This is a genomic window from Mesorhizobium sp. ORS 3428, assembly GCF_001854785.1.
GTDB lineage: Bacteria > Pseudomonadota > Alphaproteobacteria > Rhizobiales > Rhizobiaceae > Mesorhizobium.
Map to the genome: position 1 here is coordinate 71419 of NZ_MDFL01000112.1, position 15837 is coordinate 87255.

The following is a 15837-nucleotide window of genomic DNA, read 5'->3' on the forward strand; positions in this document are numbered from 1 at the left end:
CCTGGAACCGGTCACGGCGCTCGACTCCGTGTCCTTCCTCAAGAGCCTTCACCTGATCAATGACGACACGCCGGCCCGAACCGGCGAGCCGAACTTCTCGGAGCACGGAGCTTCGCTAACGGAGGAAGCAAGCAGCGACTACAATGGCCACCACGCGATCCCGACCTGGGTAGGCGATGGCGGGCTGAAGTTCACCGGCGTCGCAGAGGCGGCAGCCAGAATTGCTACTCATCTCGACGGCACCGTTCTGGACAACCCAACAGAGAATAGCTTCGGCCCGTGGCACCGCGCGGGCCTCGCAGACGGCGCTCATGCCGCCATCAGCTCCGATGCAGCCACCGGCACCACGTCGACGGCAGCCACACTCATCGCCAACAGCGCGCTTGGCGCCGACCCGATCTTCGAGGCGCGGATAGCGACCGCCGGCGATGATGTCGAGGAGAAGGGCTCCGGCGCGATCTCAGGCAACATCAACGACCTGGAGCTGGGCTACGACGGCACCACGCGGCAGACGGTCGGCCTCCGCTTCACCAGCATCAACATCCCCAAGGGCGCCACCATCACCAACGCCTATATCCAGTTCCAGGCCAACGAGGTGAAGACCGGCACAACGTCGCTTCTGATCAAAGGCGAAGATACGAACGATGCGAGCGCCTTCACCAGCGCCAGCTTCAACGTGTCCTCGCGCGCGACGACGACCGCATCCACTGCCTGGACGCCGGACCCGTGGACCGCAGTGGGCGAGCACGGCCTTGCCGAGCGCACGCCGAACCTCTCGGCGATCGTCCAGGAAATCGTCAACCGCTCCGGCTGGGCGGCGCTCAACGACATGGCGTTCCTGATCACGGGTACCGGCACGCGCACGGCCGATTCCTACGAATACAATCCGGCCAGCGCGCCGCTGCTGCACATCGAATATCTCCTGCCCGGTCCGGCCGGGAATCCTGTGGTCTTCAATACCCCGGCCGACGCCGACCCCAATGCCAACCAGATCGCCGAGCTCGCCGCGGCAGGCACAGCCGTCGGCATCACGGCGTCAGCCACGGATCCCGACGCCGGCTCGACCGTTGCCTACAGCATCAACGATGCGCGCTTCGCCATTAACTCCAGTAGCGGAGTCATCACGCGCTCAGGCACCGGCACGCTGGATTTCGAGACGCAGACGTCGATCAACTTGACGGTGACGGCCACTTCCTCCGACGGAAGCACCGCCAACCACACCTTCACCCTAGCCGTGCTTGACAGCCCTGAACCGGTCGCCTTCAACAACCCGCCGGATTCCAATGYCGCCAYCAACCAGATCGCGCARAACGCCGCCGCGGGGACCAGCGTCGGTATCACGGCGTCGGCCAAGGATCCCGATGCCGGCTCGACCGTCGCCTACAGCATCGACGACCAGCRCTTCGCCATCAATTCCAGCACCGGCGTCATCACGCGCTCGGGCACCGGCACACTCAACGCCCAGTCCGAGCCCTCAATCACCTTCCACGTGACGGCAACCTCGTCCGACAGCAGCACCGACACCCAAGCCTTCAGCGTGAGCGTCGCGGGTAACCAGTTGCCGACGTCGGTCACACTGGAGCGCACAATCCTGACTTCGCAATGGTCGCCGCCGAGCCCCGACCCCATGGACATCGTCTACATCTCTCATCTCGGCAAGCTACTGGTTGCCGACAGCGAAGTCGATGAAATGGCCATTTTTACTGGCAAGAACCTTTTTCAAATGAATCTGAACGGCACCCTGGCGGGCACGCTCACGACCATCGCCTTTTCCGATGAGCCGGCCGGTGTCGCCTACAATCCCGCCAATCACCATCTCTTCTTCGCGGACGACACCGGTACGAAGAGCGTATATGAGCTCAATCCAGGACAGGACGGACTTTACAACACCTCCGATGACATCCTGACCTCCTTCAAGACGTCCGCATTCGGCAGCACGGACCCCGAGGGGATCGCGTACGACTCTAATCGTGGGGTGCTGTACGTGGCGGATGRCACAACTCAGACGATCTACACCRTRGCACCGGGCGCAAACGGCAAGTTCGACGGCGTCCCGAGCACGGGCGGCGACGACGTCGTGAAGAGCTTTTCCGCGCGGTCCCTCGGAACCCCTTCCGACGAAAGCATTGCATACGACCCGTTCCACGACCTCCTCTATATCCTTCAGTCGCGCAACTCTGTGGCAATGGTAACGCCGACGGGGTCGTTGCTGGGCACGCTCGATATCTCCGCGGCCAGGGCGCACAAGCCATCGGGGTTGGCGCTGGCGCCGAGCAGCGGCGATCCGAGCCACCATATGAGCCTCTACATCACCGATCGCGGCGTGGATAACGACGCCAATCCGACCGAGAACGACGGCAAGATCTATGAATTCCAATTGAACGATTGGCTGCTCGTCTGATCCATGGCCGGTCTTTAACCACCCCGTCCTGAAAACGAGACCGCCCTCCGGCGAGTGATGCCGAAGCAACGAACCCGAAGGGCTTGCAAGCTCCCAGCCGTGACGCTGCTCTGGCAGCAGCGCGGCGGAGCGCGAATGTTGCAGACAGTCCCAGCAAGACAGCACCGATAGCAATGCAGCCGACCCCTCCGACCGTCGCCCCGATCGCGACGGGCCGGAGGTGGCTGCGACATCCACATCCGGACCTATCGAGGCCCACAGCCGGAAGATAGCGGCAAAGGAGATCTGACATGTCCAAAACACCTCGGATTCCGGACAGCGGCAACAGCCTGGAACCGATCACGGCGCTCGACTCCGTGTCCTTCCTGAAGAGCCTTCACGCGATCGATCACAACCCGCCGCCCGGAAGCGGCGATCCGAGCCTCGCGGGGCACGGCGACGCCGGCCTGCCGGGAGCTTTCCTGACAGAAGCCAGCAGCCACGACACCCGCGCACATCAGGCTGCTGCCAAGATCGGAGATCTCATCTCCACGCACGGGGTCACCGCGACCGGGGCGGGCGATGGCGGACTGAGCGGCCTCGCAGAGGCGGCCGCCAGGATTGGCGCTCATCTCGACGGCACCGTTCTCGACACCCAAACAGCGCATGGCTTCGGCCTGTGGCATCACACGGGCCTTGCAGACAGTGCTCACGCCGCCACCGCCCCCGATGCAGCCACCGGCACGACGTCGACAGCGGCCACACTCACCACCAACAGCGCGCTTGGCGCCGACCCGATCTTCGAGGCGCGGATAGCGACCGCCGGCGATGATGTCGAGGAGAAGGGTTCCGGCGCGATCTCAGGCAACATCAACGACCTGGAGCTGGGCTACGACGGCACCACGCGGCAGACGGTCGGCCTCCGCTTCACCAGCATCAACATCCCCAAGGGCGCCACCATCACCAACGCCTATATCCAGTTCCAGGCCAACGAGGTGAAAACCGGCGCGACGTCGCTGCTGATCCAAGGCGATAATGTTGACGACGCAAATCCCTTCACCAGCACCGCCTTCAACGTCTCGTCGCTTCCCAGAACGACCGCATCCACGGCCTGGACGCCGGACCCGTGGACCGCAGTGGGCGAGCACGGCCTTGCCGAGCGCACGCCGAACCTCTCGGCGATCGTCCAGGAAATCGTCAACCGCTCCGGCTGGGCGGCGCTCAACGACATGGCCTTCCTGATCACCGGCACCGGCACCCGCACGGCCGATTCCTATGAATACAATCCGGCCAGCGCGCCACTGCTGCACATCGAATATCTCCTGCCCGGTCCGGCCGGGAATCCGGTGGTTTTCAACACCCCGGCCGACGCCGACCCCAATCCCAACCAGATCGCCGAGCTCGCCGCGGCGGGCACGGCCGTCGGCATCACGGCTTCGGCCACGGACCCCGACGCCGGCTCGACCGTTGCCTACAGCATCAACGATGCGCGCTTCGCCATCAACTCCAGTACCGGCGTCATCACGCGCTCGGGCACCGGCACGCTGGATTTCGAGACGCAGTCATCGATCAACCTGACGGTGACGGCAACCTCGTCGGACGGCAGCACGGCCAACCAAACCTATACTCTCGCCGTGCTCGACAGCCCTGAGCCGGTGGCTTTCAACACGCCGGCGGATGCCAATAGCGCAGTCAACCAGATCGCGCAGAACGCCGCCGCGGGGACCAGCGTCGGTATCACGGCGTCGGCCAAGGATCCCGATGCCGGCTCGACCGTCGCCTACAGCGTCGACGACCCGCGCTTCGCCATCGACGCCAGCACCGGCGTCATCACGCGCTCGGCCACAGGCACGCTCAATGCGTYGACCGAGCCGTCGGTCAACCTCCACGTCACCGCAACCTCGTCCGACGGGAGCACCGCCACGCAAGCCTATACGGTCGGGGTAACCGCAGCGCCGACCTTCGAGACAAGGATCGGATCCAGCGCCGACGACGCCGAGCAAGGTCCTACGGGCGGGATGGACCTCATCAGCACCCATCTCGACATGGTGGTATCCGGCACCAAGGTCCAGACCGTCGGAATGCGCTTCGCCAGCGTCGACATTCCCTACGACGCCGTCATCACCAACGCCTACATCCAGTTCCAGGCCGACAATACGAGCACTGGCGCCGTGTCGCTCCTGATCCGCGGCGAAAGCGACGATGCCACGCCTTTCGAGCAGGAAATAAACGATGTCACCTCACGCCCGATGACGAATGCCTCGGTGACGTGGACGCCGCCCGACTGGACCGTGAACAATGAAGCCGGCCTTGCCGAGCGCACGCCGAACCTCTCGGCGATCGTGCAGGAGATCGTCAACCAGCCGGGCTATCTGCAACTCAACGACATGGCATTCGTCGTCAGCGGCAGTAGCGGCACGCGCAGCGCCTATTCCTTCGACGGCAATGCCGCCGGCGCCCCGCTGCTGCACATCGAGTACTATGTGCCGACCACCGGCCCGGTCGGCTTCAGGCATCCGCAGGATGCCGACGCTGATGCCAATGAGATCACCCAAAACGCAGCCGCCGGCACTCTGGTCCACATCACAGCTTCGGCCAAGGACCCGGATGTAACCGACAAGGTCACCTACAGCATCAACGACTCGCGCTTTGCCATCGACGCCAATACGGGCGTCATTACACGCTCAGGCACGGGGACACTCAATGCGGCGACCGAGCCGTCAATCAACCTCCACGTCACCGCAACCTCGTCCGACGGGAGYACCRCCACCCAGAACTATGCTCTTAGYGTCGTGCCGACGTCGGCGCCGCAGGTATTGTACCGGTATGCGGTCTTTGGCGATTACGGCGACACCGACCTCTCCGGCGAGAAGGCGGTGTCGGCGATGGTTCATGCCTGGAACGTCGATTTCATTCTTACGGTGGGCGACAATGTCTATGCGCCGCAGGTAATGGACGCCGCGGTCGGCCAGCAATATCACGACTACATCGGCAATTATCAGGGCGCATACGGGAGCGGCAGCGCTATCAACCGGTTCTTTCCCACGCTCGGCAACCACGAATACAACGAAAACAACGTCACCAACTACCTGAACTATTTCACCCTGCCCGACAACGAGCGCTATTATGACTTCCAGATCGGGCCGGTCCACTTCTTCGCTCTCAACAGCAACAAGCAAGAACCGGACGRCCGCAGTTCCACGTCGGTGCAAGGYCACTGGGTGCAGAACCTTCTCGCGAGTTCCGACGCGACCTTCAACGTCGCCTACTTCCATCACACGCCATACAATCCGAGCGGCGGCAGCACCATCATGCGGTGGCCTTTCGAGCAATGGGGCGTGAACGCGGTCTTTGCCGGCCACCAGCACAATTACTATCGGGAGAACCGGGACGACAACGGTGACGGCGTCTATCTTCCCTACACGACCACCGGCCTCGGCGGAGCCGGCAAAAGCGTTCCCAATGTCGGCGCCAATCTGGTCACGGTCACGGACCAGGGCATGCTGATCGAGTTCTACAAGGTGAGCAGCTTCAACGGGACAACCGCAACCCCCATGCTGGTGGATTCCTACTTTGTGCCGACGCCGGCCGGGCGCACGCCGACGATCGTCAATGGGGGATATGTGCTCAACGGCACGACGGGCGCGGATTATCTGTGGGGCCTTGGCGGCAATGACACGCTGATCGGCGGGCGCGGCAACGACACGCTAGTCGCCGGCAACCAGCACAATCTGTTCGTGTTCCACAAGGGAGACGGGCAGGATACCGTTATGAATTTCGTGGCGGGCACCGGTAGCGGCGATGTCCTCGATCTCAGGGACTTCGGCATCAACAACGCCAGCCRGTTCCACCAGGTGGCCACGAACCAGGGGGCGAACGTCGTGGCGACGCTTGGCGGCGGCGATCAGATCACGATCACCGGCGTCCATGTCGAGCAGTTCCAGGACGACAATTTCGTGAGCAGTCTGCTGCTCGCGTAGGGAAGCGATTTTCCGGGGGAAAGGCGACATGCCGTCGGCCGACCGACATTCGAAGGCCACATAGGCGACGCTGGCCAGCTCGCCGCCGGTAAAAAATAGCCCGGACGCTCGAGGAGCAGTCCGGGCTTTCGAATGATGTCAAATAGAGGCTAAAATCTCAAAGTCTCGAACCGCTATTTCCGGCCGGGAGGGCCGACATGAATGTGGTTCTTGTCTCCCCAGCCGTTGCCYGGCCATCCGCCCGACTTGGCGATCGCGCTGGAGTTCAAGCTTGTGYCGAGCAGAAGCGTAATGGCTGGCGGCGTCACCGCCGCGAACCGCCCTGCCTTCTTGAGAAAGTCGCGGCGCGCCTGAGCTTCCGAGACGAGAACCTCGGGCCTGTTTTTCGAACGCTCTGCGGTTCCGGTTGTCATGGCGACAACTCCTTCGAGCTCAAAAATTTCCTTTCATGCATCGGCTCTTACATTACCCCTTCAGGTATCGGCCTGAGAGTCATCTTAAAGGCGTATCGCGCAAAGGAAATCATTCGAAAGTCCGCGCATGCAAGCCGAGCCAGGTCGGCGCAGGAAAAAGCCCGGACCGCTCGCGACACTCTGATGTGTCGCAAGCGGTCCGGGCCGTCACGTACGCGAAACCGTTATTTTCCGTGACGAAGATTGCCCAGGAGCTTGTCGATCAGGCCGGGAGGCCCCAGGTGATCGTGGTTCTTGTCTCCGAAGCCCCAGCCCGGGCGTGTTCCACCCGATTTGGCGATCGCCTTGGAATTCAAGCTTGTGCCGAGCAAAAGCGTTATGGCAGGCGGCGTCACGGCCGCAAAGCGCCCTGCCTTCTTGAGAAAGTCGCGGCGCGCCTGAGCTTCGGGGACGAGAACCTGCGGCCTCCGTTCCAATTCTTTGCTTTCGATTGCCATGTCACAACCCCCATTTCTGGCAAATCTACTTTATAAACTACAGCTAAATAAACCAGTACGCCAAAAGACTTAGACTTTCCCTGGAGTTTAAATTTTCGCGCGGGAGCAAAAAAGCGTGCGAACGACGCGGCGCCCGAGATCGAACGGACCTCGTCGCGCCAGACCATGGGCACGCGAAATCCGCCGTGCGCCCCACGCCAGATTGCCGGCCAGACGCAAGGGGGCGCCGAGCAAGGGATGTTTCGCCGCGAAGACCCGTCTCCAGTGCTGGAAGCGGATCATCGGGCGCTGTGCGCAGGTTGCGGGGATTCTGGTGCCGAAGAAGTGGTGCAAGGCCAGGAGCTGAGTGTCGAGCGCATTGCGGGCGCCTTGATCCGACATGGCTGCCTGCAGCGCTGCCCAGTCCAACTCGTCGCATTCGGCCAATTGCGCCAGATCGTRAAGGTGCCTGAGATCGATCCGTCCGCGCCAGTAGTCCCCCTCCTTGAGGAGGTCGTGCGTTATCCAGTGCAGGGCGCGAGAATGCGGCGGAGGTATTTTCGCGCACAGACCGTTTCGCCGGACGAGCTTCGGGGGATCAAAGCCTTTTGGGAGGCTCCGCCGGAGCTCCAGCATTCCAGCATCCTGCCGGCGGGCCAAGCCCCGGCCGCCCGCCACTGGGGCGTAGCCGAGCTCTTCGAGGCAGGCGTGGGYGGTTGGCTCTTCGGTCGGCTCCACAGCCAGATCGAGGTCGCTGGTCATCCTGCTGGGGATTCGTCTGGCCGTGGAAAGGAACAAGGGAACAGCCCCCTTGAGCAGGAGCGGAACGATCCCGCGCCGGTTCAGGGCCGCAACGGCTTCGCTAAGCTGCGCGCGCAGGCGCAGGTTCCGCTCCCGATTGCAATCATGCACAAACCGAAGGTACTCGCTTACGTCCTGCGGCAGACGGTGGATCTGGCCGGCACGATCGAGCGACGAGAACAGGTCCGGCGTGAGCAGAGTGCGATTGRCAAGGGCAATTACGGCCTGCCAGTCGGCGCCGGCGGCCGGGCGACCACGAAGTCCCGCGATCAACGCATCGAGCGTGTTGCAGGCTGGCATCATCGGCATGCCTTCGTGACCAGCGTCACCGCATCGTCGAGCCTGGAATAAGTCAGGCAATAGGCCTGCGCCGATCCGATGACTTTGGTCAGCGTGTCAAAGGCTGTGCCTGTCAGTTCCCTGCCGGGGGCAAAAGCGCCGTTGAGCAAGCCGCGCAGAGCGCTCGCCGGATCGATCGGCTCCAGGCGGGCTTTCGAGTCGCGATCTCGACGAAGCAGGATCACACTGCCCACGGGCTGAGGAGAAGGCGGCGCGAACGCGCCCGGCGCGGCAAAGCGTACACGCCTGCGATCCGGACGGCGAAAGACCGGAGCGGCATTAAGATCGGGACAGTATTCGGCCAGAAGCGGCCAAGCTCCCGCCTTGACAGYGGGAGCAAAGGGAAGACCCACGCACCGGCCCTTCGCGTCCAGCAGCGTCACATCGTCCGCGGCAAAGCCGAAGCCTGCATGGACCAATGCCATGGTCAATGTCGTCTTGCCCGCGCCGGGGTTTCCGCAAAGGAGGACGACACGTTCGTTTCCGAGAAGCGCAGCCGCATGGACGGCAAGTTCATAGGCGCCACGCTCGAGAACCTCGGTGAGCAACCGCCCTTTCAGCACGACGGGAAGTTCGTCGGRCAAACAGGACTGGATCCACTCGGAATCCCGGAACAGGTGAATCCGTCCGCGGTGCTCGACCAGATGAAGCAGAACATCCGCCGCTTGCCTCTGTACTTCGAGATGTCGAAACACCGCTGAAGCCGGAAGGGCGCAGGCGGCCGGATAGACGATGCGTATATGGACGCCCGCAATGGCAACCACCGGGCTCACATGCTCGTGTGCCGATGGCGGGGACGAAGGCGCACGGGGCCGTATCAGCCCGAGCTGTTCCCAATCATCGAGTGCCGCCTCGACATGCCTGTCTGCCTCACGCCTGTCGATGCCGCCGCGCGCGATCTCGAACGCGATGGCCTCCGGCGGTGTGCCTTCTTCCAGAGAGCACCAGATGTCGGCAGCGGTATCGTTGACGGCGAAAATGGCCTGGCCGGATGAGCCGAAGAGGATGTTTTGCCCCCTGATGCGCGCCAACCGGCCCTGCATCACGAAGGCGGTGTCCGGGCGGTAGCCGGCAAGACCTGCCGCCACGGTTCCGTCAATTGCCTGGCTCTGTTTCATCGGGTMGTCGTCCCCCCATCTGCCAATGCGCGGCGCCCGTCCAAGCCGTCGGATTTTGGCCCCAAGTGTTTGGCGGCACCGGCCCGGTTGCGGCCTGGTGAAATCCTGGCGAGAAACGCCGAGATCGTCGAAACCAAGCTTGCCACGGGATGCATGCCAGCTGCGGATGGCTGGGCCAATTGGTCGAACAGCCTGGGGTCTCGCACGAGCCGCCAGCGCAACCAGAGCCCTGTGGCAAAGGACGTAAGTATCGAGGCAATCACCAGTGCAGTGAAAAAGCGCTCGTTTATGATGCCGGCGGCATAGGCCACGCTGGCCAGCACGATCCCGGGTCCGCCGCGCGTGTTCATGGCGACGCCGTAGTCAAAAGCCCTGGCCCAGCCGGCACCGGCCGCCCTGGCGGCAATGGTGYAGCTCGCCAACTTGATGGCAGTGCTCGCTACGATGAAGAAGAGGGTGAGCGTGCCGTCGAATTGATGCGCCAGATCGAGCCGCAACCCGACGAGCGCGAAATAGATCGGCACGAAGAACCAGATCGAAATGTCGGCGATGTGTTGTTTCACCGCGGAAAGATGCCGCGAGGGGAAACGCGCCATCACCAGACCCGCCAAAAGCGCGGCGAGCACGACATTCACATGCAGGAGGCTCGCGGCCGCGACGAAGACCAGGCAGAGCAGCATCGTGTAGCCGGTCAGAGGCGCTTCGGTGAACTTCCCAAAGGCTTTTCGACGAATCGCGCGCGCTGCGGCCGGCGCGAGGAAGAGCGAGACAAGCACGAAGGCAAGATTGGCCACGATTACATGCGCGATGCCACCCGCGTCGGCAGCGTCGCCGTGCTGCACCGCCGTGGCGATGGCAAGCATGCTCCAGAGAATGAGATCCTGAATGGTTGCGGCGCCGATCACATTGCGCGCGAAGGCGCTGTCCATCAGGCCGAGATCGAGGAAGATGCGCGAGATGACCGGGATCGACGTTACGCCGACGGCGATGCCCATCACCAGCTTGAAAGCAAAGCCGTCGCCCGCCTGAGCGTCCGCAAACAGCGGCGCGCCGGCATAGCCCAAGGCGAACGGAATCGCCAGGGCGCCGACCACCAGCGCCGATATGATACGGCCCGATCCTCGCCCGCCCTCAGCCTGCATCTTGAAGCCGGCTGTGAACATCAGCAGGACGAGGCCCAACCAGTAAAAGGCGGAAAGCAGGGCATCATGGGCAGGAAACCCGGCAAACAGCCATTTGTGCGCCTCGGAAGAGACAAGTCCCAGCCCGGACGGGCCCAGCGCGATCCCGCCCGCGATTTCRCCGATCACGCGCGGCAACTTCAGCCGTTCGAACMTATAGCCGCCGCCCAATGCGCCGAGGAGCAGCAGCATAAGGGACAGAAAGAACCGTGCGAGCTCGGGGTCGCTCATGGCGCCGCTTCGATCGCCGGCGCGGCCAGAAGACGGGTGCTGGATGTCATGGGCCGGGCCGGTCAATTCCAGGCATAGGAGGCAACGATCCGCGCTGCGAGTTCGTCCACCGAATATGCCTCGGTGTCGAGAACGAGGTCCGGATTGTCGGGCGGTCGATACTCGCTGTTGTAGCCGATGAGCGTGTCGATCTCGCCGCGCATCGCCTTGCCATAGAGCCCTTTCGGGTCCCTTTTCGCACAAGCCTCGAGGGAGCAGGCGACATAGCCGATTGTCAGGTTCCTGACATTGGCGCGAACATATTGGCGGGCATCTTGCCCCGCCGTCAGCGCGGCAACCACGACCTGCAGGCCGGCATCGGCCGCCTTGTTGGCCAGATGCACCAGCACCGAGGCCACGCGAAGCCGGCTGTCGGCGCCAAATCCGAGATCGGGCCCGAAGAAGCCGCGAACCTCGTCGCCGTCAAAGAGAATGGCCGGCACCCCTTGCCCTCGCAAATCCGCAACGACACGGGTTGCGAGCGTCGTCTTGCCGGCCGAGGTCGGGCCGAGCAGCCATAGCACAGTGCCCGGTTGCGAATAGCCGATGCCTTGCCTGGACGCCGGCTCGAAATAGCTCGTTCCGTTGGCCATGTTCCCCCGCTTGCGCCCTATTCCTGGAACAGTGCGTGCTTCATCATCATCTCGGCGCGCACGACGTCCTGCACCTCGGAACGCATCATCCAGTTCGGCAGCGCCTCTCCCGCCTTCAAGGCACGCCGTATCGCCGAGCCGCTTATGGGCCTTGCCTCCTTGCAGGCGTTCAGGTCGACATAGCGCTCAGACTCGGTGTCGTARCCGACAGCATCGAAGAAGATCGGCTCTATGCCTATGTCGCCGAGTGCATCGAACAGCTGCCGGCCCGCTCTCGTGCCGTAGAAGCCGCCGACGCCCGAGTGATCCCGTCCGATGATGAAATGGCTGCAGCCCATGTTCTTGCGGCAGAGCGCGGTGAAGACCGCCTCGCGAGGACCGGCAAATCGCGGATAGGTGATGAAGCTTGCGAGCACCACCTTGCCCGGCGGATAGATGCCGTGGTCGAGCATTGTCTGATAGCCGTCGAGGATGACGTGCGGCATGAAATCTCCGCGCTTTGCATTTCCAACCACTGGGTTGATCAAGAGGCCGTCGGCGTGAGTGCGCTCCAGGGCAGCCATCTGGATCGCCTCGTGGGCGCGATGGACCAGGTTGCGGCCGTGGAAGGCCACCACGCGGCTCCAGCCCTTGTGCGCAAAGACCATGCGCAACTGGGCCGGCGTCAGGTCATAGCGTCGGTACGGCAAAGGCAGCGGCTGGATGAGGGTGATGTCACCGGCCAGGAAATGTCCGCCGCGCGCAAGCACGCGGGCGACGCCGGGGTGCTCGCGCGAGTCCGTGCCGAACCATTTGCGCGCCAGCAGCTGYGGCTCGAACTCATAGGTTTCGCCGATGTCGAGAACGGAATGGACCATTCCGTTCTTGCTGGAAAGGAGAACACGGTCGCCCTGCGAGAATCGGCTTGCGGTTTCCTTCGGCACAGCCAGGACAAGCGGCATCGTCCAGGYCAGGCCGGAGGGAAGCCGGTTGTACTCGAGCACGCTTTCCAGGGACGCCTTGTCCATGAAACCGCTAAGCGGCGAGAAGGTGCCGCGCGCAATCTGCTCGACATCCGTCAACTCATCGTCACCGACCGTGACCGCCGGCAGATCCTTGATTCCCAGATGTTCTGCCGGTCCGAGCGTCCGGCTGACCAGGCGTCCGCCATGAGGCTCGACATCGCCCAGCAGCGACGACGGGCGCACCCGGATGGAATGCCTGCCGTTATGCGCATTCCACCGAAATTGTTCGGCGACCTTGATCACCATTCTTGCGCAACTCACGGGGTACTGGCCGATGGCCGTTTCCRCCGCCAGAACGAGACCGTCGGCGCCGTCCGCCAAAGTATTGTAGATATCGTTGACTTCGGYGCGTGTCGGCGTCGGCGAGGTCGTCATCGACTCCAGCAGATTCGTTGCGACATAGACCTTCGCGCCATGCGCCTTGGCGTTGCGGATGATCATCTTCTGAATTGCGGGAATCTGCTCGATCGGCACCTTGCGGGACAGATCGCCACGGTCGATCAGGATCGCGTCCGACTTTTCGGCGATGGAGGCGAGATTGCGCAAGCCGCCCAGGCATTCGATCTTGGAGATAATGATCGCGCCGGGGCCGGCCTTGGCCCGGATCCCGTCGACGTCCGACGCGCGATGCGCGAAGGAAAGTGCGAAATGGTGGATGCCTTTCTTGCGGCCGATCGCGATGGCTGCGACATCCTTGTCGGTGAGCGGCGGCATCTCGATGGTGCGCTGCACCGTTACGGCCTTGTTTCGGCCGATCTCACCGCCATTCAGAACTCTCAGTATGACCGCGTCCTTGTTCTTCTCCACCACCTGGGTCAGGACCGCGTTGAAATCGATGCTGATAAAGTCGCCGACCTGAAGCTTGTCGACGATGTATGCCGGATAGAGACTGATGCTGAACTGGTCGCCCGCTACCGGTCGCGCGCCCGCGGTCAAGAACCGGTTCTCACGCACCGTGACCTTGCCGTCGGCCAGTGGGCCGGTCCGAACCTGCGCGCCTTCGGTGTCGAGACAGAGCGGGATGTCCGTCCGCTTTTGAACGAAGGCGATTGTCCGCTCGACGTCCTCGATCTTCGTGTGGGACAAGTTGAGTCGCAGCATCGACGTGCCGACCCGTTCCAGCCAATGAATGACTTTGTCATTGAGCGATGYCGGACCCAGCGTGCATAGCAACTCAACTTTCTTAGCCTTCATGGCCGTCCCCCTCTGTTTCAGCTTTGCGATGCGTTCGATGAAGGGATGAACCGGTCGATCATGCTGCAACAAGACGRGCGCGAGCGTGGACGCATTGAGCGCCACTGCGCTCAGACCGAGCGATCGCGGGCAATGCGGTTATGGAGTGGAAATGGCCCGCGGTTTTGCCGACGGATTTCTCACAGTGCTTCGTCGGAAAACCGGGCCACGTCACGATGCGCGTCAATCCACTGGGAATGCGCCTTGTCCCAGTATCGGCGGGCGTCGAGCCCCTTCAGCACTTTGAAGCCGGAGGGCGGCATCGGAAACGCGTATGGGATCGGCTCGTYGGGCAGCCACAGCAGCATGTTGTCCCGACTTTCGATCGCCAGCCGCCATGTCCGCTCCAGTCGACGAAAGCCACGCATGTTTGCCGCGGCGAGCGCAAAAACAGATCCTGTGATCCRCAACCTGGGAGACCGGTCGGTAGCCTTGACTGGCGCCTGATGCGTGATTTCACCCTTGGACAGATAGGCGTGCATGTGGATCAGCGTCCGGTCGAWATGCACCAATTCCTTTGTTCCGTCCCGCTCGTTGTTTTTCGCGGGATCCACGCTGACCCCGGAGAAGCAACCGTCGAACAAGCAATCTTCGATGGTGCCGCTGAGCAGATAGTCGTTCTCCACCGCGTCATCCCTGATCTCGCTCAGCCAGCAGCCTTTGAGGCGAAAACCAGGGGCCTCCTCGGCGAAGCGAATAGCGTCCCAGCAGCGGCGTGCGCGGACACCTTCTATCGTCGCGTCGGCGCTTCCGCCCCTGACGAGAAGAGCCGCGCTGTTGCAGTAGGTGTCCTCCCAAGCCGACGTCTGCGGTACCTCGCCGTTGAAGCGCCCGCCGATGAAGCGAACGCCGGGGCAGTCGCGCAGGACGACCGGATAGCGATTGATCGGCAGCGTCCCCTCATCGCAGCCCATCGTCACGCCCGGATCGCTGTTCCTGCTGTTGGCAACCTTGAAGGAAGCATTGCGAGCATCGATTGTCGTTCCCGCCGGCAGGTCCCGCATCAATTGTTGCTCGTAGCCATACTCGCCGCTCAGCACGACCGGCTGGCCCTCCCCGCCGGCCCCCGCCGTAAGAGGCGCCTGTCCGCTTTCCGCCTTGCACGGACCGGGCAACAGGGCGAATGCGGGATAGGCGGYGGCAAGTCCCATGAAGGAACGGCGATCCATGTTCGCGCTCATCGTTTCAAACCCGTCGATCTGCCAAGTCACTCAGGCGATGGCTGTCGAGGCAGGCCAGCAGCACCGCCTCGAGGGCACGTTCCGCCACATCCTCGGGCGATGACAGCCTGTCCACTGCGACGGAAGCCAGGACACCGCCGTGATCTTGCCTTCGCATTTCCCTGCGGAGATCGGCCGCCATCTCGCGGCACRCACGTTCCGCCGAGGACCAGAGATCGGGGTCACTGTCGGGCGTTGTCCTTTGCATCMGCGAGGAGCGGTCGCGCCTTGCCAGGAGCCGATCTCGCGCGACGTCGATGCCACCGCGCAAATGCACAAAGACCATGTCGTGCACGCCGATGGCAGACAAGATATCAAGCCATTTCTCGGATGTCTTTCGATGCTTGCTCTTCAGAAATATTGACCAGAACCCCTGCAATAATCCCTGGTCCATTATGACGATCGAATTTGTTCTTATTCTTTCGTTCTCGATGTAGGCGACCAAAACGGAAAGGTTCCAGATGCCTCGGATCATATCCATAACAGAGGCCTGGCCGATTTCGATGACGAAGCGTGCAATCCGTCCGACCAACGAACGGAACTCGGCATTGCGGAGCCTCGGGGCAACAATGCCTATCCTGTAGGCCTGCCGTTCGATGAATGATCTTGGTTCGCGGGCCATTCTCACGTCGCCCAGCAGCGGACCGCACCGCCGAAGGCTGTTCGCCAGCAGCCCGGAGGCGGTCGTCTTTCCGATTCCGGGGAGACCGAAGAATTCCACAAATCGAACATCTGACCGCAGCACGCGAGCCTCGGCGTTTGGCGGCAGGCTTGCCGCGAGGTCACGAACCGTGTGCGAAGTCATTGGATTGAGCTGCAGGAGTTAGCC

General features: G+C 62.7%; 11 protein-coding genes. 2 read left to right on the top strand and 9 right to left on the bottom strand.

The window, feature by feature from the left end; all coding sequences use genetic code 11:
* The first annotated feature begins 28 nt into the window (after positions 1 to 28).
* On the top strand, positions 29 to 2401 hold the full coding sequence (locus ORS3428_RS12190) for an RTX toxin (RefSeq protein ID WP_201788311.1): 2373 nt from the start codon (positions 29 to 31) through the stop codon (positions 2399 to 2401).
* Positions 2402 to 2691: 290 nt separating this feature from the next.
* Positions 2692 to 6360 carry a metallophosphoesterase gene (locus ORS3428_RS12195; RefSeq protein ID WP_071097897.1) on the top strand — a complete coding sequence of 1223 codons (3669 nt, stop codon included), beginning with the start codon at positions 2692 to 2694 and terminating at the stop codon, positions 6358 to 6360.
* Between the two features lie 173 nt (positions 6361 to 6533).
* Here ORS3428_RS12195 and ORS3428_RS12200 read toward each other — a convergent pair whose 3' ends face one another.
* From ORS3428_RS12200 to ORS3428_RS12240, 9 genes are all read right to left on the bottom strand, one after another.
* Positions 6534 to 6773 carry a hypothetical protein gene (locus tag ORS3428_RS12200; protein ID WP_071097900.1) on the bottom strand — a complete coding sequence of 80 codons (240 nt, stop codon included), beginning with the start codon at positions 6771 to 6773 and terminating at the stop codon, positions 6534 to 6536.
* Positions 6774 to 6997: 224 nt separating this feature from the next.
* The gene (locus tag ORS3428_RS12205) at positions 6998 to 7270 is read right to left on the bottom strand and encodes a hypothetical protein (protein WP_071097902.1); all 273 of its coding nucleotides are present in this window, start codon (positions 7268 to 7270) and stop codon (positions 6998 to 7000) included.
* A gap of 87 nt (positions 7271 to 7357) precedes the next feature.
* A complete protein-coding gene (locus ORS3428_RS12210) occupies positions 7358 to 8359 on the bottom strand; it encodes a nucleotidyltransferase family protein (protein WP_244507939.1) in 1002 nt (333 codons plus the stop codon).
* Positions 8350 to 9507 (bottom strand): PqqD family peptide modification chaperone, encoded by a 1158-nt coding sequence (locus ORS3428_RS12215; RefSeq protein WP_071097904.1) that lies wholly within the window; start codon positions 9505 to 9507, stop codon positions 8350 to 8352. Before ORS3428_RS12215 ends, ORS3428_RS12210 begins: the two co-directional genes overlap by 10 nt.
* Positions 9504 to 10985 carry a cation:proton antiporter gene (locus ORS3428_RS12220; protein WP_244507940.1) on the bottom strand — a complete coding sequence of 494 codons (1482 nt, stop codon included), beginning with the start codon at positions 10983 to 10985 and terminating at the stop codon, positions 9504 to 9506. The genes ORS3428_RS12215 and ORS3428_RS12220 overlap by 4 nt, the downstream gene beginning before the upstream one ends.
* Positions 10982 to 11551: an adenylyl-sulfate kinase gene (locus tag ORS3428_RS12225; protein ID WP_071097906.1), complete on the bottom strand. Its 570-nt coding sequence runs from the start codon at positions 11549 to 11551 to the stop codon at positions 10982 to 10984. The genes ORS3428_RS12220 and ORS3428_RS12225 overlap by 4 nt, the downstream gene beginning before the upstream one ends.
* Before the next feature lie 17 nt (positions 11552 to 11568).
* Positions 11569 to 13749: a pyruvate kinase gene (locus tag ORS3428_RS12230; RefSeq protein WP_071098005.1), complete on the bottom strand. Its 2181-nt coding sequence runs from the start codon at positions 13747 to 13749 to the stop codon at positions 11569 to 11571.
* Positions 13750 to 13928: 179 nt separating this feature from the next.
* Entirely contained in the window at positions 13929 to 14969 is a 1041-nt protein-coding gene (locus ORS3428_RS12235) for a hypothetical protein (protein ID WP_244507941.1), read from the bottom strand.
* A 4-nt stretch (positions 14970 to 14973) separates the two neighbouring features.
* Positions 14974 to 15813, bottom strand: a complete 840-nt coding sequence (locus ORS3428_RS12240) for a hypothetical protein (RefSeq protein WP_071097908.1) — start codon at positions 15811 to 15813, stop codon at positions 14974 to 14976.
* Positions 15814 to 15837 lie beyond the last annotated feature (24 nt).